At 60.8% G+C, this 19,258-nt stretch carries 15 protein-coding genes; 8 read left to right on the forward strand and 7 right to left on the reverse strand.

Annotation, left to right across the window (positions count from 1 at the left end; translation table 11 throughout):
• Positions 1–54 precede the first annotated feature (54 nt).
• The 4 genes from hutU to hutI are packed head-to-tail and all read right to left on the reverse strand — an operon-like array spanning position 55 to position 5,286.
• Positions 55–1,737, reverse strand: coding sequence for a urocanate hydratase (gene hutU, locus ACR0L1_RS18245; RefSeq protein ID WP_170774935.1), 1,683 nt, complete (start codon positions 1,735–1,737; stop codon positions 55–57).
• On the reverse strand, positions 1,734–2,552 hold the full coding sequence (gene hutG / locus ACR0L1_RS18250) for an N-formylglutamate deformylase (RefSeq protein ID WP_480505169.1): 819 nt from the start codon (positions 2,550–2,552) through the stop codon (positions 1,734–1,736). The genes hutU and hutG overlap by 4 nt, the downstream gene beginning before the upstream one ends.
• On the reverse strand, positions 2,552–4,081 hold the full coding sequence (hutH, locus tag ACR0L1_RS18255; RefSeq protein ID WP_480505167.1) for a histidine ammonia-lyase: 1,530 nt from the start codon (positions 4,079–4,081) through the stop codon (positions 2,552–2,554). Before hutH ends, hutG begins: the two co-directional genes overlap by 1 nt.
• Positions 4,078–5,286 carry an imidazolonepropionase gene (hutI, locus tag ACR0L1_RS18260; RefSeq protein ID WP_480860213.1) on the reverse strand — a complete coding sequence of 403 codons (1,209 nt, stop codon included), beginning with the start codon at positions 5,284–5,286 and terminating at the stop codon, positions 4,078–4,080. Before hutI ends, hutH begins: the two co-directional genes overlap by 4 nt.
• 80 nt (positions 5,287–5,366) lie before the next feature.
• On the opposite strand from hutI, the gene ACR0L1_RS18265 reads away from it, so the two are divergent.
• From ACR0L1_RS18265 to ACR0L1_RS18275, 3 genes are all read left to right on the forward strand, one after another.
• Positions 5,367–6,722 carry a formimidoylglutamate deiminase gene (locus tag ACR0L1_RS18265; protein ID WP_480505163.1) on the forward strand — a complete coding sequence of 452 codons (1,356 nt, stop codon included), beginning with the start codon at positions 5,367–5,369 and terminating at the stop codon, positions 6,720–6,722.
• Between the two features lie 24 nt (positions 6,723–6,746).
• Complete coding sequence (locus tag ACR0L1_RS18270) at positions 6,747–7,451, forward strand: GntR family transcriptional regulator (protein WP_480505161.1); 705 nt, start codon at positions 6,747–6,749, stop codon at positions 7,449–7,451.
• 80 nt (positions 7,452–7,531) lie between these two features.
• Positions 7,532–9,043: a malonate--CoA ligase gene (locus tag ACR0L1_RS18275; protein ID WP_480860215.1), complete on the forward strand. Its 1,512-nt coding sequence runs from the start codon at positions 7,532–7,534 to the stop codon at positions 9,041–9,043.
• Here the strand turns inward: ACR0L1_RS18275 and ACR0L1_RS18280 are convergent.
• The 3 genes from ACR0L1_RS18280 to ACR0L1_RS18290 form a co-directional block, all read right to left on the reverse strand.
• A complete protein-coding gene (locus ACR0L1_RS18280) occupies positions 9,036–9,761 on the reverse strand; it encodes a metallophosphoesterase family protein (protein ID WP_170791341.1) in 726 nt (241 codons plus the stop codon). The two genes, ACR0L1_RS18275 and ACR0L1_RS18280, sit on opposite strands and share 8 nt — an antisense overlap.
• Positions 9,762–9,879: 118 nt before the next feature.
• Positions 9,880–11,475 carry a phosphoglycerate dehydrogenase gene (gene serA, locus ACR0L1_RS18285; protein WP_170774951.1) on the reverse strand — a complete coding sequence of 532 codons (1,596 nt, stop codon included), beginning with the start codon at positions 11,473–11,475 and terminating at the stop codon, positions 9,880–9,882.
• Positions 11,476–11,547: 72 nt separating this feature from the next.
• A complete protein-coding gene (locus ACR0L1_RS18290) occupies positions 11,548–12,702 on the reverse strand; it encodes a phosphoserine transaminase (protein ID WP_170774954.1) in 1,155 nt (384 codons plus the stop codon).
• 285 nt (positions 12,703–12,987) lie between these two features.
• On the opposite strand from ACR0L1_RS18290, the gene ACR0L1_RS18295 reads away from it, so the two are divergent.
• From ACR0L1_RS18295 to ACR0L1_RS18315, 5 genes are all read left to right on the forward strand, one after another.
• Positions 12,988–13,572 (forward strand): ANTAR domain-containing response regulator, encoded by a 585-nt coding sequence (locus tag ACR0L1_RS18295; protein WP_170774956.1) that lies wholly within the window; start codon positions 12,988–12,990, stop codon positions 13,570–13,572.
• Positions 13,569–14,741 (forward strand): CmpA/NrtA family ABC transporter substrate-binding protein, encoded by a 1,173-nt coding sequence (locus ACR0L1_RS18300; protein ID WP_480860218.1) that lies wholly within the window; start codon positions 13,569–13,571, stop codon positions 14,739–14,741. Before ACR0L1_RS18295 ends, ACR0L1_RS18300 begins: the two co-directional genes overlap by 4 nt.
• A 271-nt stretch (positions 14,742–15,012) precedes the next feature.
• Positions 15,013–16,380, forward strand: coding sequence for a CmpA/NrtA family ABC transporter substrate-binding protein (locus tag ACR0L1_RS18305; protein WP_170774960.1), 1,368 nt, complete (start codon positions 15,013–15,015; stop codon positions 16,378–16,380).
• Positions 16,381–16,478: 98 nt separating this feature from the next.
• Positions 16,479–17,564 (forward strand): ABC transporter permease, encoded by a 1,086-nt coding sequence (locus ACR0L1_RS18310; RefSeq protein ID WP_170774962.1) that lies wholly within the window; start codon positions 16,479–16,481, stop codon positions 17,562–17,564.
• A 5-nt stretch (positions 17,565–17,569) separates the two neighbouring features.
• Positions 17,570–19,255 carry an ABC transporter ATP-binding protein gene (locus tag ACR0L1_RS18315; RefSeq protein ID WP_480860221.1) on the forward strand — a complete coding sequence of 562 codons (1,686 nt, stop codon included), beginning with the start codon at positions 17,570–17,572 and terminating at the stop codon, positions 19,253–19,255.
• Positions 19,256–19,258: the final 3 nt, after the last annotated feature.

Here is a 19,258-nt window from a genome sequence, read left to right on the forward strand (position 1 = left end):
GCTCACCTGCGGGATATCGCAGGTGCAGCATTTTCGCCAGAGGACAGATGCGCCCTAGCCCAGAATACCCGGCAACCGCAGCCCATGCGCACGGGCGCAATCCTTCGCTGCCTCATACCCCGCATCCGCATGACGCCACACGCCCGAGGCTGGATCGTTCCACAACACCCGCTCGAGCCGCCGCGCGGCGTCCTCGGTCCCGTCAGCGCAGATCACCACACCCGCGTGCTGACTGAAGCCCATGCCAACGCCGCCGCCATGGTGCAGCGACACCCATGTCGCCCCGCTGGCCGTATTGATCAACGCATTCAGCAAAGGCCAGTCGCTGACGGCATCCGAGCCATCCAACATCGCCTCGGTCTCGCGGTTCGGGCTGGCAACAGAACCGCTGTCCAAGTGATCCCGCCCGATCACCACGGGGGCCTTTAGTTCACCATTAGCCACCATCTCATTGAAGGCGAGCCCAGCGCGATGCCGATCCCCAAGCCCGATCCAGCAGATGCGCGCGGGCAGACCCTGAAATGCGATGCGGTCCTGCGCCATATCGAGCCAGCGGTGCAGATGCTCGTTTTCTGGGAACAGTTCCTTCATCTTGGCGTCGGTTTTGTAGATATCTTCGGGGTCGCCGGATAGGGCGCACCAGCGGAACGGGCCGATCCCTTTGCAGAACAGCGGACGGATATAAGCGGGCACAAAACCGGGGAAGGCAAAGGCGTTTTCCAGCCCTTCATCCTGCGCCACCTGCCGGATGTTGTTGCCGTAATCCAGTGTCGGCACGCCTGCATTCCAGAAATCAACCATGGCCGCGACATGCTGTTTCATAGACGCACGTGCGGCTTTTTCCACCGACTTAGGCTCTGTTTCGCGCTTTTCCCGCCACTGTGCCATGGACCAGCCGATAGGCAGGTATCCATTGATCGGGTCATGGGCGCTGGTCTGGTCGGTGACGATGTCAGGGCGCATTCCGCCTTCGGCCATACGACGGTAGATCTCGGGGAAGACCTCCGCAGCATTGCCCAACAGACCTACGGATTTCGCCTCACCAGCTTTGGTCCAGCGGTCGATCATCTCAAGCGCTTCGTCCAGTGTCTCGGCCTTTTCATCCAGGTATTTGGTGCGAAGGCGGAAGTCGATGCTGTCGGGGTTGCATTCCACCGCCAGACAACAAGCCCCGGCAAAGACGGCCGCCAGAGGCTGCGCGCCGCCCATACCACCCAAGCCGCCGGTCAGAATCCACTTGCCGGTCAGGTCGCCGCCATAGTGCTGGCGTCCGGCCTCGGCAAAGGTCTCATACGTGCCCTGAACGATGCCCTGCGTACCGATATAGATCCACGAACCGGCCGTCATCTGGCCGTACATCATCAGGCCCTTCTTATCGAGTTCGTTGAAGTGATCCCAGTTGGCCCAATGTGGCACGATGTTGGAATTGGCGATCAGAACGCGCGGTGCGTCCTTGTGGGTGCGGATGATGGCCACGGGCTTGCCGGACTGGACAATCAGAGTCTCGTCCTCTTCCAGATCCTTCAAACCCTCAACAATAGTATCGAAATCCTGCCATGTACGTGCGGCGCGCCCGATCCCGCCATAAACCACCAACTCATGCGGGTTCTCGGCCACGTCCGGATGCAGGTTGTTCATCAGCATCCGTAAAGGCGCCTCGGTCACCCAGCTTTTGGCGTTCAGCTCGGGGCCAGTGGGCGGATAGATATCACGTGTGTTTTTGCGTGGATCGCTCATGTCTGGGCTCCTTGATTGGTCAGTGCTCCCGATCGGGCGAGGTCATTGAGGCGGGTGAGCATGTCGGTGAGATAAGGCCGCAAGGCCACAGCCCGGTCCGCGCGCCACGTCCATGGCGGCGCTTCGTCCATGTAAGAGCGCTGCGCCAACTCCATCTGGATCGCGTGGATATTCTGATCTGGTTGCCCATAGTGGCGGGTTGTCCAACCACCGCGAAAGCGTCCGTTCAGCACCGCGGGCATCCTTTCGGCACCCTCAGCCACCCCTTGCACGGCCTGTTCGATGACGCGTGCGCAACTTTGACCGTCATTCGTGCCGGTGTTGAAAACGGGTAATTCCCCTTCGAACAGAAACGGAATTCGGGACCGGATCGAGTGGCAATCGAACAGAATCGCCACCCCATGACGCGCGCGCACGCGGTGTAGTTCTTGCAGCAGCGCGGCGTGATAAGGCGCATGATAGGCGTGACGCCGAGATTCGATTTCATCCGCTGAGGGCTCTTGCCCATCGGCCCAGATCGGTTGACCGTCGAAATCGGTCAGCGGAACCAGCGTCGTCGTGTTCTGACCGGGATAGAGCGACACACCGTCGGGGTCGCGATTTGCGTCGATAACATAGCGATGGATATTGGACTGCACTACCGTCGCATCCGTAAATACCCCATCATAGAGCCTGTTGATGTGCCAATCCGTGTCCGCAAGCCCCCGGCCAATGTCGTTCAACCGCGCTGCGATGTCATCGGGCACAAGGGTTCCGCCATGAGGCTGACCCAGCACAATCGGGCTGTCACTGGAACGGACCGAAACCACCTGCATCAGAACAACTCCGGCATGGGCTGTTTGACCGCGTCCAACACGCACCCATCGGCAATCAGCACCTTCGCCTGTTCAAGCTCTGGCGCCAGATAGCGGTCCTCGGACAGCGCCGGGATATCGGCGCGCAGCCGGGCTACGGCCTGCTGCAACGGGGCGCTTGTTGTCAGGGGGGCGCGGAATTCCACGCCTTGGGCTGCACACAGCATCTCGACCCCCAGGATATAATTCAGGTTTTCGACCATCCGCGTCAGCCGTCGCGCGCCATGGGCCGCCATCGAGACGTGATCCTCCTGATTGGCCGAGGTCGGCGTGCTGTCGGTGACGCAGGGGTTGGCCAGATGCTTATTTTCGCTCATCAATGCCGCAGTTGTCACTTCGGCGATCATCAGGCCCGAGTTCAGCCCCGGTTTGGGCGTCAGGAAGGGCGGCAGATCAAAACTCAGCGCCGGGTCCACCATCAGGGCGATGCGTCGTTGCGCGATGGCTCCGATCTCGGACAGGGCTAATGCGATCATGTCGGCGGCAAAGCCCACGGGCTCGGCGTGAAAATTCCCGCCCGAGACAATCGCGTCCTCCAGAACCAGCGGGTTGTCGGTGGCGGCGTTGGCTTCGACTTCAAGCGTGGCCGCCGCTTGGCGCATCACATCCATGGCCGCGCCCGTGACTTGCGGCTGGCAACGGATGCAATAAGGGTCCTGAACCCGCGTGTCGCCATCACGGTGACTTTCGCGAATTTCTGACCCGTCCAGAACCGCACGCATGGCGCTGGCCGCCTCGGTTTGGCCCCGATGCCCACGCAAAGTGTGGATTTCAGGACGCAACGGCGCGGTCGAGCCCATGATTGCGTCGGTCGACAGGGCAGACACAACCAAAGCGTTTTGCGCTGCACGCCAGGCCTGAAACAGCCCTGTCAGCGCAAATGCTGTCGAGAACTGGGTCCCATTAATAAATGCCAACCCCTCTTTCGGACCGAGTTGAACCGGCTCTAACCCGGCCTTTTTGAGCGCTTCAAGCCCTGGAAGGACGGTCCCGTCCACCTCGGCCTCACCTGCACCGATCAGCACGGCGGTCATATGGGCCAAGGGGGCCAGATCGCCCGACGCCCCGACCGAACCCTGCGCCGGGATGACGGGTGTCACACCTCGTGCCAGCATTTGCTGGAGCAGCTCGATCAAATCCCAACGCACGCCCGAGGCCCCACGGCCAAAGGACGACAGCTTGAGCGTCATCATCAACCGGGTCACGCGGCGTGAGATTGCGGGGCCAACCCCGCAGCAATGGCTGAGGATCAGGTTGCGTTGCAGGGTAGATGTATCCTGCGCCGCGATTTTGTGGCTGGCCAGTTTGCCGAAGCCGGTATTGACGCCATAAACAGGGTCTGCGCCTTGCGCGGCGGCCTGCACGCGGTGGGCTGCGGCCTCGACCGCAGGCTTGCATGCGGGGTCCAACGTCACGGTGGCATCCTGCCAATACACGTGCGCCAAATCGGTCAGAGTGACCGCGCCGGGGGTCAGGGTCAGCTCGGTCATTCCGATCCTCCGAACAGGCGCGCGTGCAAGGGGTTGAAGCCAATGCGATAAGCCAGTTCCGCCGGATGAGAAACATCCCAGACCGCAAGATCAGCCCGCAGGTCCGGCGCAATTTGCCCGGTATCCGCCAGCCCCAAAGCGCGCGCAGCGTTTCGGGTTACACCGGCCAACGCCTCTTCCGGTGTCAAGCGAAACAGGGTGCAGGCCATGTTCATAGTCAGCAAAAGCGAGGCCAAAGGTGACGAGCCCGGATTGCAATCCGTCGCCAGCGCAATCGGAACATCTCGGTCACGCAGCAGTTGGACCGGAGGCTTCTGGGTTTCCCGCAAGGTATAGAACGCGCCGGGCAGAAGAACCGCAACCGTACCCGCTTCCGCCATGGCCAAGACGCCATCGCCATCCAGATATTCCACATGATCCGCCGACAGCGCCCCATAGGCTGCGGCCAATTTGGCGCCGCCCAGATTGGAGAGTTGCTCGGCGTGCAGTTTGACGGGCAAACCAAGCTCCCGCGCCACATCGAACACCCTGGCGATCTGGGTCGGGTTGAAAGCGATGCCCTCACAGAACCCGTCCACCGCATCAACCAGACCTTCGGCATGGGCCTTGCGCAGGGCGGGAATGCAAACCTTGGTCAAATAGGCGTCGGGATCCGCGCGGTAGTCCGGCGGCGCGGCATGTGCGCCCAGAAAGCTGGTCTTGACCCGCACCGGCCGGGCCTGCCCGATCCGCCGTGCAACGCGTAGCATCTTAAGCTCGGTCGCGACATCCAAGCCATAGCCGGACTTGACCTCGATACAACTGACCCCCTCGGCCAGCAGTGCATCCACGCGCGTCAGGGCATCTGCCAGCAGCGCCTCTTGGCTGGCTGAACGCGTGGCGGTCACGGTGGACAGAATCCCTCCTCCGGCGCGGGCGATCTCCTCATAGCTGGCCCCGTTCAGGCGCATCTCGAACTCGGCGGCGCGGTTGCCACCGAACACCACATGCGTGTGCGCATCAATCAGGGCTGGCGTGATCAGCCGGTCGCCAAAATCCTGAATCGGCCAATCCGCATAATCCGAGGGCATATCCGCCCGAGCACCCACCCAGACGAACCGCCCCCCGTCGACAGCGATTGCCGCGTTCTGACACAGGCCGTACGGCCCCGTGCCCTCAACCATGGTTGCCATATGCGCACTTAGAAGAACCGATTTTTTTACCATGAGGATTCTTTTGGGCTCCCTTTCTCGTTATTTTTACGTATACTTATAAAACACTAAAGTCTACACAAAATGGAATCCCGATGACTGTGCACGCCAAAACCGCCCTGATCGGCTCTGACTGGGTCTCGGACCTTAGGGTCGAGGTGAAAGAAGGCCGGATCAGTCGGATCGAAACCGGCGCGCGGCCTCAGCCGCAGGACGATCAGGTGGACGTTCTGATGCCCGCTTTGGCCAACCTGCACAGCCACAGCTTTCAACGCGCCATGGCCGGAATGACCGAAACCCGCGCCGACGGGCGGGAAAGCTTCTGGACATGGCGCAACCTGATGTACCGCTTTCTGGATCGGTTGACGCCCGACCAGATCGAAGCCATCGCAGCTTTGGTTTTCATAGAGATGCAAGAGGCAGGCTATGCCTCGGTCGGTGAATTTCACTATGTTCACCACCAACCCGGCGGGCAGCCCTACGAGACCCGCTCGGAACTGAGTCAACGTATATTTGCCGCTGCGCAACAGACCGGAATAGGCCTAACCCATCTCCCGGTGCTTTACACCTATGGCGGCGTTCAGCAAGAGCCGCTTGCGGGCGGGCAGTTGCGGTTCGGTCATAGCGTGGACGCCTATCTGCGCCTGGTCGAAGATTGCCGCAAAGGGGCCCCGCATCCCGACAGCCTTGTGGGCATTGCGCCCCATTCCCTGCGTGCAACTTCTCCTTCGGACTTGCAGACCCTGTTTCAAGCGGCACCGCAGGGCCCGGTACATATCCACATCGCCGAACAAACGCAGGAGGTGAGAGATGTGCAGACCGCATTGGGTGCGACGCCCGTGTCGTGGCTTTTGGACAATGCCGATGTGAATGACCGCTGGTGCCTGATCCATGCGACTCATATGACCGACGCGGAAACGCAGGCCATGGCGCGCTCGGGCGCTGTTGCCGGGCTCTGCCCGATCACCGAGGCCAATCTGGGTGATGGGATCTTCAACGGCGCGGTTTATATGCAGGCGGGCGGACGGTTTGGGGTCGGGTCGGATTCGAACGTCCGGATTTCCCTGTCCGAGGAATTGCGGATGCTGGAATATTCCCAACGTCTTCGCGACCGGGAACGTACAGTTCTGGTTCAACAGGCCGGATCGGTGGGCCACGCGCTTTATACCTGCGCAGCTGAGGGTGGCGCGCAGGCCCTATCGCGGGATGCAGGGCAGATTGCGGTGGGCAAGTTGGCCGATATGGTGGCGATCGACCGCACCCATCCGACCCTTTGCGCCTTGACCGACGATCAGTTGCTGGACGGCTTGTGCTTTGTCGCCCATGACGGGGTCGTGACCGATCTGTGGTCTGCCGGGCGGCATATGGTGCGGCAAGGCCGCCACGTGAACCGCGACCAGATCATTGCTGCCTACAGGGTAGGAATTGCCGATCTTTTGTCCGCGGTCTAGAACGCATCCGAAAGCCGAGGGTACATGCCGCAATCAACCGAGACCACAAGCTACAAAGACATCAAGAAAACTGTTTTGGCGCGCATCCGCTCGGGCGAATGGCAACCAGACTCGTTGTTGCCCAACGAACAGGATTTGGCTGCTGAATTCTCCTGTACCCGCACAACCGTCAACCGCGCCTTGCGGGAACTGGCGGATGAAGGCTATCTGGAACGCCGCCGCAAGGCTGGCACCCGTGTGCTCAGCGCGCCTCAGCGGCAGGCCCGGTTCAGCATACCCATGGTCCGGGACGAGGTCGAAGCGACCGGTGGCACCTATCGCTATGCGCTGGTCTCAGCCAAGACGACTGTCGCCCCGGATTGGCTGACCGCGCGTCTTGCTTTGCGGCCCAGTCAAAGCACCGTGCATGTGCGGTGCATGCATTTTTCGGGCAATACCCCGTTTCAATACGAAGACCGATGGATCGTAGTGGACAGCGTGCCGCAAGTGGCGCAGGCGGATTTTTCGGCAATCGGCCCAAATGAGTGGCTGATCCAGACTGTGCCGTTCACCAATGTGGAACTCAGCTTTCTAGCCAGCCGGGCGGACGCGACCGTCGCCCGTTTTCTGGACCTGCCTGAAGGTGAGCCGGTGTTTACCGGTGAACGCATCACATGGTTGGAGGGGCAACCCGTCACCTACGCCAAAATGTATTTCGGCGCCGGATACCGGATGACCACCCAGTTCTGAGCGCGCCAAATTGGGCTTTACCACTGTGCCAATCCACGCCAGATTCGCAGGCAACAGTTCCGTTGACAAAGGCAGACAGAATGGCAAACCCGCTATACGACCGCTTGTTTGGCATTCACGCAGGTAAGGACACGCCGTTTCTGCATCTGCCGGATGGCGAGGTTATCACACATGCCGCATTCCTTGATATGGCGGCGCGGCTCGCAAACACGCTGGTTGGTTACGAGTTGGAACCGGGCGACCGGGTTGCCGTTCAGATCGAAAAATCGCCCGAGGCCTTGGCACTCTATGCCGCCTGCGCGCAGGCCGGGTTGGTCTTTTTGCCCCTGAACACCGCCTACACCGTCAACGAGCTAACCTATTTCATCGAAAACAGCGGCGCATCGCTGGTTGTGTGCGACGACGCGAACCAAACCGCCCTGGCACCGCTGGCCAAGATGCAAGAAGCGCGGCTCGAGACGCTGAATGCCGATGGCTCGGGCAGTTTGATGCGGCGCGCTTTGGGGATGTTGCCCGCGTTCGAGCCCGCGCGCCGGACCGAGGACGATCTGGCCGCCTTCCTATATACCTCCGGCACCACCGGGCGGTCCAAAGGCGCGATGCTGTCTCAAGCCAACCTGCTATCGAATGCGGAAACATTGGTGCAGGAGTGGCGGTTCACAGCCGAAGACGTGCTGCTGCATGCCTTGCCCATTTTCCATACACATGGGCTGTTTGTGGCGACCAATGTGGTGCTGGCCTCGGGAGGGTCGATGATCTTTCTGCCGAAGTTCGATCTGAACGATGTGCTGCGCCTGATGCCGCAGGCGACCTCAATGATGGGGGTGCCGACCTTCTACACCCGCCTGTTGGGGGATGATCGGTTCACCGGTGATCTGGCTCAGCATATGCGACTGTTCATCTCGGGCTCTGCCCCCTTGCTGGCGGAAACCCATGAGCGGTTCGAAACACGCACCGGCCACCGCATCCTTGAACGATACGGCATGACCGAGACCAACATGAACACCTCAAACCCCTATGACGGCGAGCGTCGCGCGGGCACGGTTGGCTTCCCCCTGCCCGATGTCGAATTGAAAGTGACCAACCCCGAAAGCGGCGAAACCCTGCCGCAGGGCGAGATCGGCATGATCGAAGTACGCGGCCCAAACGTGTTTCAGGGCTATTGGCAAATGCCCGAGAAAACCGCCGCCGAGCTGCGCGAGGATGGGTTTTTCATCACCGGCGATTTGGGGCGAGTGGATGAGGATGGCTATGTCCATATCGTCGGACGCGGAAAGGATCTGATCATCTCGGGCGGGTTCAACATCTATCCCAAGGAACTTGAGATGCTGCTGGACGACCAGCCCGGCGTGTTGGAAAGCGCGGTGATCGGCGTACCGCATCCGGATTTCGGCGAAACCCCCGTGGGCCTGCTGGTGGCGGAACCCCGCGCGACCCCTGATCTGGACGCGATCATGGCCCGTGCGCAGGCCGAACTGGCGCGTTTCAAACATCCCCGCAAACTGATCGTTCTGGACGAGCTGCCGCGTAACACGATGGGCAAGGTGCAGAAAAACGCCCTGCGCGCGCGTTTCGCCGACCTGTTTACCTAAGCGGCACGCGTCCGTTTGGGGTCAAAAGCCAGCACTTACGCCCCTCAAACACCGCCGTGGCCAATGGACGGCCATAACCTGCGCCCGCATCCAGATTGACACGGTTGCCGCAATGCTCGGCCTGATCGACAGGTGTGTGGCCGTGGACAATCAGCCACGGATGCGGCGCGGCTTCGATCAGAAACTCGTTGCGAATCCAGATCAGGTCATTCTCGGATTGCTGCTCCAGCGGAAGGCCCGGTCGGATACCCGCGTGAACGAACAGCATTTCGCCCTCTTGGTGATAGTTCGGCAGAGCATTGAGGAAATCCAGATGCTGCGGTGGAACAGCCTCGACCGCGCGTTGATGAACATAGATGATACGGTCATTGTCGGTGACATCCACACCGTAAGAGGCCAACGTCTCGCGCCCGCCCAAACGCGGATGCAACCAGCTGAACGCAACGGGCAGATGGCTGTCGGCGACCTCGCAATCCTGCACGAACCGCGCCATCATCCGGTCGTGATTACCCCGCACCATGACCCAGTTGCGTCCTGCACGCTGACCTTCGATCAACAGGTCAAGCACCCCGCGACTGTTCGGCCCACGATCCACGTAATCCCCCAGAAACACGACTCGCGCATCTGGGCCTCCATCCGCCTCAATCCGGAGCAGGGCGGTTTGCAACATCTCAAGCTGGCCGTGAATATCGCCAATGGCGTAAATGGCAGACGTCATGAAAAACCTCGGGTCGAAAATCACTTTGCTTGTGACGCGAAAACCGCCCCTGACAAAGAAAATACCCGCGCCTTAGGTGGCGCGGGTTGGGATAGTCTCAGAAATTCAACACTGCCTACTAGGCCACGTCAAATTCCAAAGGTTTGATCTGGGTAAACAGCCCCGTTTCGGCCAACTTTGCGCGGGCCTCGGCCGGGACAGGTTCATCCACATACAGCAGCGCGATCGCTTCGCCGCCCGCTTCGGACCGGCCAAGGGTAAAGTTCGCGATGTTCACGTCGTTCTCGCCCATGGTCTGACCCAGCGTACCGATGATGCCCGGCACGTCTTCGTTGGTGGTATAGAGCATATGCGCCCCGACCTCGGCATCAATATTGATGCCTTTGATCTGAATGAACCGCGGCTTGCCATCGCTGAATACAGTCCCAGCGATCGAACGCTCACGCTTGCTGGTGACAACAGTGACCTTCACATAGCCATCGAAAACGCCGGTCTTGTCCTGATTGGTGGTCGAGATTTTAACCCCGCGCTCTTTCGCGATCACCGGTGCGGACACCATGTTCACATCGGGATTGACCTTTTTCATGATCCCCGCAACGACAGAACAATTCAACGCGGCCAGGTTCATCTCAGCGGCGACACCATCATAAAGGATGTTGATCGCCTTGATCGGTTCATCCGTCATCTGCCCAATGAAGCTGCCCAGATGCCCAGCCAGCTTAATCCACGGCCCCATGACTTTGGCCTCTTCGGCGGTCACGGACGGCATGTTCAGCGCGTTTTCAACCGCCCCGGTCAGCAGGTAGTTCGAGATTTGCTCGGCCACCTGCAGCGCCACGTTTTCCTGCGCCTCGGTCGTAGCTGCCCCCAGATGCGGTGTGCAGACGACGTTGGGCAAGTTGAACAGAGCGTTTTCCTTGGCCGGTTCCTCGCTGAACACGTCAAAGGCGGCACCGGCCACATGGCCCGATTGCAGCATCTCGGCCAGCGCGTCTTCGTCGACCAAACCGCCGCGGGCGCAGTTGACGATGCGCACGCCTCTCTTGGTCTTGGCCAGATTCTCACGGCTCAGGATGTTGCGGGTCTGATCGGTCAGCGGAACATGCAGCGTGATGAAATCCGCGCGGGCCAGCAGGTCATCCAACTCGACCTTTTCAACGCCCATCTTGGCGGCTTTCTCTTCGCTGAGATAGGGATCATAGGCGACGACCTTCATCTTCAGGCCCAGCGCGCGTTCGCAGACGATGCCGCCGATGTTGCCTGCGCCAATGACGCCGAGAGTCTTGTTGGTCAGCTCAATCCCCATGAATTTGGACTTTTCCCACTTGCCCGCATGGGTCGAGGTGCTGGCCTCGGGGATTTGCCGCGCCACGGCGAACATCATCGCAATGGCGTGTTCGGCCGTTGTGATCATGTTGCCGAACGGCGTGTTCATCACGATCACACCCTTTTTGCTGGCTGCTTCCTTATCGACATTGTCGGTGCCAATCCCAGCGCGGCCGATAACTTTCAGATTGTCGGCTTTTTCCAGCAGGGTCGGCGTGACCTTTGTGGCGGAACGGATAGCGAGGCCGTCATACTGACCGATCACCTCGGCCAGTTTATCCTTGTCCTTGCCCAGATCGGGCATGAAATCCACGTCGATGCCGCGATCGCGGAAAATCTGCACGGCGGTTTCGCTGAGCTTGTCAGATACGAGTACTTTGGGGGCCATATTTCTGGTCCTTAAATTTTGGGAAAGTATCCGGGCCACAGTCGGGCCCAGATTTTTCGTCGAAAAATCTTGTCAGGCGGCTGCCGATTGCGCAGCGATCTCGGCCTCAAAGGCCCAGGCCAGCCACGGTAGCATGGCCTGAATGTCCGAGGTCTCGACCGTGCCGCCACACCAGATGCGCAGGCCCGCGGGGGCATCGCGATATGCACCGATATCCAGCGCGATATTCTCGACCTCCAGCCGTTTGGCTACGGCCTTGGCGAATGTCGTCCCATCCTGAATGCGCGGATCGGTGAATTTCAGGCAGACCGACGTATTCGATTGCGTCGCCGCATCCTCGGCCAGATTGGCGATCCAGTCGTTTTGATCGCAAAAGGCATGAACCGCTCCAGCATTGGCATCTGCGCGCGCAATCAGGCCCTGCAACCCACCGACCGAGCGCGCCCAGTCCAGCGCAAACAGGTAGTCCTCGACCGCCAGCATCGAAGGCGTGTTGATCGTGGCCCCGGTAAAGATACCGTCGATCAGCTTGCCGCCTTTGGTCAGGCGGAAAATCTTGGGCAGCGGCCATGCGGGGGTGTAGCTTTCCAGCCGCTCAACCGCGCGCGGGCTGAGGATCAGCATCCCGTGCGCTGCTTCACCACCCAGCACTTTTTGCCAGCTGAACGTGGTCACATCCAGCTTGTCCCACGGCAGGTCCATCGCAAATGCAGCCGAAGTCGCATCACAGATCGTCAGACCCTGACGGTCATCCGCGATCCAGTCGCCATTGGGAACCCGCACGCCCGAGGTCGTGCCGTTCCACGTAAACACCACATCATTGGCGAAATCGACCGAGGCCAGATCAACGATCTGCCCATACTCGGCGGTTTTCACCTCGGCGTCGATCTTCAATTGCTTGACCACGTCCGTGACCCAACCGGCACCAAAGCTTTCCCAGGCCAGCATCTCGACCTTGCGTTCGCCCAACAGCGACCACAGCGCCATCTCAACCGCGCCGGTGTCCGAGGCGGGAACGATGCCGATCTTGTAATCCGCCGGAATGCCCAGCACCTCACGCGTGCCTTCGATGGCCGCCTTCAGCTTGTCCTTGCCCACCGCAGCACGGTGCGACCGGCCCAATGCAGCGTCGGCCAGCTTGTTCAGCTCGAATGTGGGGGGTTTGGCGCAGGGGCCAGAGGAAAAACGCGGATTCGCCGGCCGCGTTGCCGGTGTATTTGTGCTCATCTGTATTACCCTTCCAGATACACGCCCCTCGTTGGGGAGGGGTGTCCCGCCGCCACACCTAGAAAGCCTGCCGCGTCGCAGCAAGCGGAAAAGACTCTTCGAAGTCGAAAAACGACATTCAATTTCACCCCATCCGCGGTCATGAGTTTCCGATAGGCGAAAGATTTGCAGTCCGTTAACGCGACTCGGTGAGCAGTTGATTGTTTTTTGGGCAGTCACGCGCGGATCGTGACGGAATAGGCCGGGAACCCTTGTGATCAGACTTCGGCGCAGTGAAAAGGTGCCATGCCTGACACCCTGACCATTGTCGTTGTAGAAGAAGACCGCGAGCGCGCGATTGCCATCGTCGATGCGCTCAAGGCGTCTGGGGCTTATGATGTGCATGTGATCGGCAATGTCTCGAGCCTTGCGCGCAAGATCGCCGCGCTGGTGCCCGATGTGGTGCTGATCGACATCGACAACCCGACCCGCGACATGCTTGAGGAACTGACCCTTGCATCCGGGCCACTGGAACGGCCAGTAGCCATGTTTGTCTCGGGCGCGGCGGGCGATTTGACCTCGACCGCGATTGAGGCGGGGCTGTCGGCCTACGTCGTCGACGGCATGCAACCGGATCGGCTGAAGCCCGTGCTGGACGCGGCCATCGCCCGGTTCCAGATCGTCCGGCAAATGCGCCGTGAACTGGCCGAGACCAAACGTGCGCTGGAAGAACGCAAGGTGATCGACCGCGCCAAGGGTCTGCTGATGAAGGCGCGCGGGGTCGAGGAAGAAGAGGCCTATGCCCTGCTACGCAAAGCCGCGATGGATCAGGGCCGCCGCGTCGCCGACGTGGCCGAAGCGCTGGTCACGGCCTCGGGGCTGTTGTCATGAACGCTGTGACCCTGCCCGTTGCTTATGTTCCGCTGGTGGACGCCGCCCCCTTGATCGTGGCGCATGAGATGGGTCTGGCCCGCGCCGAAGGAGTCGAGTTGGATCTGATCGCAGCGCCCTCATGGTCGTCGGTGCGCGATATGTTGGCCTTTGGGCGGGTGGACGCGGCGCAGCTGTTGTCGCCGGTCCCTGTTGCAATGGCCTTGGGGCTGGGCGGGGTGACACAACCCTTGTCCGCCGTCTCGGTCCTGTCGGTGAATGGCGACGTGATCGGCGTTAGCCGCACGTTGGAAACCCGCCTACGCGACTCGGGCTATGAATTCGACTTTCGCGACCCCTTCAAGGCCGCCGCCGCGCTGGCCTCGGTCGCGGATGGGCCATTGGTCTTCGGCGTGCCCTTCCCGTTCTCGCTGCATGTGGAACTGCTGCATTGCTGGCTTGAGGCTACCGAACTGTCCAAAATCGGGGTCGAGGTGCGCACCATCCCGCCACCCCTGATGGCACAGGCTTTGGCCGAGGGCGATGTGGATGCGTTCTGTGTGGGCGAGCCCTGGGGCTCGGTCGCCGTGGAATCGCAGGCGGGGGCGTTACTGCTGCCCGGTCAGGCGATCTGGGCCTTTGCGCCGGAAAAGGTGCTGGCCGTGCGCACCGACTGGGCGGATACCGAGCCGCACCTGCTGGGCAAGCTGATGCGAGCCGTCTGGCGCGCCGGGCGCTGGCTGGGCCAGCCGGGCAGCCACACCGCCGCCGCTGAAATCCTTGCCCGAGACACCTATCTGAACCTGCCTTCGGAACTGATCGACCGAGCGCTTTCGGGGCGCTTTACCATCACAGGCCACGCCGAACAGCGCGAGGTGCCGGGATTTATCGAGTTCCACGACGGGGCCGCAAGCTTCCCATGGCGCAGTCAGGCCAAGTGGATCGCCCACCGTCTGGCGCAACGATACGGTCTGGACCCGCATCTGGCGCTGGCCCAAGCGGGCAGCGTGTTTCGCAGCGATATCTACCGCAATCAACTGGCAGGGTTGGGGGCGGATCTGCCCGGAGCCTCGGAAAAACTTGAGGGCGCGATTCGTGAAACCACACCGGTTGCGTCCCATAACGGGCAGCTGTCGCTGAAGCGGGATGCGTTCTTGGATGGGCGCATTTTTGACCCTCAGGATATCTGACGCCCAAGAATTAGGCAGACGCGCGCGCCGCACCGCGCGATTGCAGCATTTAACGCCGCGTCGCAGCAAAATCGCTTGATCGGCAACGGTGCATTTACCACTCTGAACTCATCGGCACGCAAAGGCGTGTGCCGCAAGAATTCCTCCCAAAGTTTGGGAACGACTGAGCAAAGCCGCTCACTCTCTGGCCAATCCTCCCGGTCAGAGCGTGCAGCGGCTTTTTGTTTTTCACCCACCCGGCTGACCGGGACCAAAAAAGGGACAGACCCACATGAAGAAATTGCTCGCAGGCCTTGTCGCCACCACCGCCCTGATCAGCCCCGCGCTGGCCGAAACGCTGGAGCTGGAGAAGGACGAGCTGACCTTTGGCTTTATCAAACTGACAGACATGGCCCCGCTGGCTGTGGCCTATGAGAATGGGTACTTCCTGGATGAGGGCCTGTTCGTCACGCTCGAAGCGCAGGCCAACTGGAAAGTACTGCTGGACGGTGTAATCGACGGGCAGCTGGACGGTGCGCACATGCTGGCCGGTCAGCCGCTGGCCGCAACTATCGGGTATGGCACCGAGGCGCATATCATCACCCCCTTCTCGATGGACCTGAACGGCAACGGCATCACCGTGTCGAACGAGGTCTGGGAAGAGATGAAGCCGAACATCCCGAAAATGGATGACGGCCGCCCGCAGCACCCGATTTCGGCTGAGGCGCTGGCCCCAGTGGTCGAGAAATACAAATCCGAAGGCAAGCCCTTCAATATGGGCATGGTCTTCCCCGTTTCGACCCACAACTATGAACTGCGTTACTGGCTGGCGGCGGGTGGCCTGCACCCGGGCTATTACAGCCCCGAGAACGTGACCGGCCAGATCGGTGCGGATGTGTTCCTGTCGGTGACGCCTCCGCCGCAGATGCCGGCCACGTTAGAAGCGGGCACCATCTATGGCTATTGCGTAGGTGAGCCGTGGAACCAGCAGGCCGTGTTCAAAGGCATCGGCGTGCCGGTGATCACCGATTATGAACTGTGGAAGAACAACCCCGAAAAGGTCTTTGGCATCAATGCCGAGTTCGCCGAGCAGTATCCCAACACCACCCGCGCCGTGACCAAAGCCCTGATCCGCGCTGCGATGTGGCTGGATGAAAACGACAACGCCAACCGCCCCGCCGCGGTCGAGATGCTGAGCCAGCCGGAATATGTGGGTGCGGACTACGAGGTGATCGCGAACTCGATGACGGGCACGTTCGAATATGAAAAGGGCGACAAGCGCGAGGTGCCCGATTTCAACGTCTTCTTCCGCTACAACGCGACCTACCCGTTCTATTCGGACGCCATCTGGTACCTGACCCAGATGCGCCGCTGGGGCCAGATCGCCGAGCCGCAGACAGATGCCTGGTATGACGAGGTCGCCAAGTCCGTCTACCGCCCCGACATCTATCTGGATGCCGCGAAAATGCTGGTGAACGAGGGTCTAGCGAATGAGGCCGACTTCCCCTGGGACAGCGACGGCTACAAAGCCCCCACGCCCGCCGAAGATATCATCGACGGCATTCCCTATGACGCCCGTCAGCCGAACGCTTATCTGCAAAGCCTGCCGATCGGCTTGAAAGGCGAGCAGGTCGTCATCGGCACAGAAGTTCAGGGTTAACTCCCCTGCCTCTCGGCCCTTGGTGGCTGGGGGGCTTTCCCATTCATACAGAATTCCACCCCGCCCGGCGCTGAACGACCGGGCCAGGAGACCGCAAGATGACAGCCATCGACCACGATACGCTATCCCCTGATGCTGAACGCGAGGCACGACGCGCCCGCCTGTTCACCCGGATCAACGCCGCCGACAAATGGTTTCAGGTTTTGGGCTTGGCCTGGATCACCCCCATCCTGAAGGCCGGTGCAGGCGACAACCCGCGCGCCCAGATGGGCGAGATTTGGCGCCTGCTGGTCGTACCATTGCTGGCCATCTGTGCCTTTCTGGTTCTCTGGGGCACGTTGGCACCCAAGGTGCAAACCTCGCTGGGCGCAGTGCCTGGTCCGGCGCAGGTCTGGTCCGAAGCCATTAGCCTGCATCAGGACGCGCAGGCCAAGGCAGCCAAAAAGGCCAAGTTCGAGGCGATGGTTGAAAAGCGCAACCAGAAGTTCATCGACGCGGGCCAGCCCGAAAAGGTCAAAGAGGTCGCCTATACCGGCGCGCCGAGCTACTACAACCAGATATGGACCTCGATCAAAACCGTGTTCTTCGGCTTTCTGATCGCCACCATTGTCGCCGTTCCGCTGGGCATCGCTGCGGGCCTATCGCCCACCGCAAACGCGGCGCTGAACCCGCTGATCCAGATTTTCAAACCGGTCTCGCCGCTGGCCTGGTTGCCGATTGTGACTATGATCGTGTCGGCCGTTTACGTCACCAATGACGGCTGGTTCGCGAAATCCTTCCTGATCTCCGCCATCACCGTGACGCTGTGTTCGCTGTGGCCGACGCTGATCAACACCTCGCTGGGTGTGGCGTCGATCGACAAGGATCTGGTGAACGTTTCCAAAGTTCTGAAAATGAACACCTACACCAAGATCACCAAGCTGGTGCTGCCCTCGGCCCTGCCTCTGATCTTCACCGGCCTGCGTCTGTCGCTGGGCGTTGGCTGGATGGTTCTGATCGCGGCCGAGATGCTGGCGCAGAACCCCGGTCTGGGCAAGTTTGTCTGGGATGAGTTCCAGAACGGTTCCTCCAGCTCACTCGCCAAGATCATGGTGGCTGTCTTCACCATCGGCATCATCGGCTTCCTGCTGGATCGCGTCATGTATGCGCTGCAGTCGCTGTTTACCTTCTCAAACAACCGGTGACCCAAATGGCTGTGATCGACTTCAAGAATGTCAGCAAATCTTTTGGCACCGGCACCGCTGCGACGGATGTGTTGAAAGACATCAACCTCTCGGTTCAGGAAGGTGAATTCGTGGTGCTGCTGGGTTTTTCCGGCACCGGCAAAACCACACTGATCAACCTGATGGCGGGGATCGAATTCCCCACCAAGGGCAACGTCACCTTTCGCGACAAGTCCATCACCGGCCCCGCGCCGGAGCGGGGGGTGATCTTCCAGAACTACTCGCTGATGCCGTGGCTGACGGTCACGGGCAATGTGCGGCTGGCCGTGGACGCGGTGTTCCCCAAGATGCCCAAGGCCGAGAAAGAGGAAAAGGTAGCCCATTACATTCGCATGGTGGGCCTCAGCCACGCGGCGACCCGTCGCCCCGCCGAGCTGTCGGGTGGGATGCGCCAGCGGGTGAACGTGGCCCGCGCGCTGGCGATGGACCCCGAAGTTCTGCTGCTGGACGAGCCCCTGTCGGCGTTGGATGCATTGACCCGTGGGAATCTGGCGGAAGAGATCGAAAAGATCTGGGAGGCCGACCGCAAGACCTGTGTCCTGATCACCAATGACGTGGACGAAGCGATCCTGCTGGCCGACCGCATCATCCCGCTGAACCCCGATGGCACGTTGGGGACCGAGTTCAAGGTCTCGATCCCCCGCCCACGCGACCGGTCCGCCATGAACCATGACGAGACGTTCAAGTCTCTGCGTGGCGAGGTCACGAAATACCTGATGGATGTGGGTATCGAGGCCAAGGTCGAAGGCACCAAGACCTTGCCCGACGTGACCCCGATCCACGGTGTCCCCGCAGCGGTGAAAGAAGCGCAGTCGGGTCTGATCGACGAGCGCTATCTGGATTTCAGCCAGTTGCACAAGGTCTACCCCACCCCCAAAGGCCCGCTGACCGTGGTCGAGGATTTCAATCTGAAGCTCAACCGTGGTGAGTTCATCTCGCTGATCGGCCACTCGGGCTGCGGTAAGTCCACGGTGCTGACCATGGCCGCTGGTCTGAACGAAATCTCGAAAGGCGCGATCAAGCTGGATGGCCGCCATGTCGAGGGTGCCGATCCGGAACGTGCCGTTGTGTTCCAGTCACCCTCGCTGTTTCCGTGGCTGACCGCCAAGGAAAACGTCTCGGTCGGTGTGGACCGCGTGTATCCGCGCGCCAGCCAGGCAGAGCGGCAGGATGTGGTGGAATACTATCTGGAACGGGTCGGTTTGGCCGACGCGATGGACAAATCCGCCGCTGATATGTCGAACGGGATGCGTCAGCGTGTGGGCATCGCCCGCGCCTTTGCCCTGTCGCCGAAACTGCTGCTGCTGGATGAACCCTTCGGGATGCTCGACAGCCTCACCCGGTGGGAGCTGCAGGAGGTTCTGATGGAGGTCTGGTCGCGGACCAAAGTCACCACGATCTGTGTGACTCACGACGTGGACGAGGCGATCCTGCTGGCTGACCGCGTGGTGATGATGACCAACGGCCCGCAGGCCACGATCGGCAAGATCACCAATGTCGACCTGCCGCGCCCGCGCACCCGCAAGGCGCTGCTGGCCCATCCTGATTACTACGAATACCGGCAGGAGGTTTTGGATTTCCTCGAGGAATACGAGCACGGGGCCAAACCCAAGCCTAAATCCCCGGCCCCCAAAGCCATTGCCGCGGAGTGAACT

This window comes from Ruegeria sp. J8 (assembly GCF_056531925.1).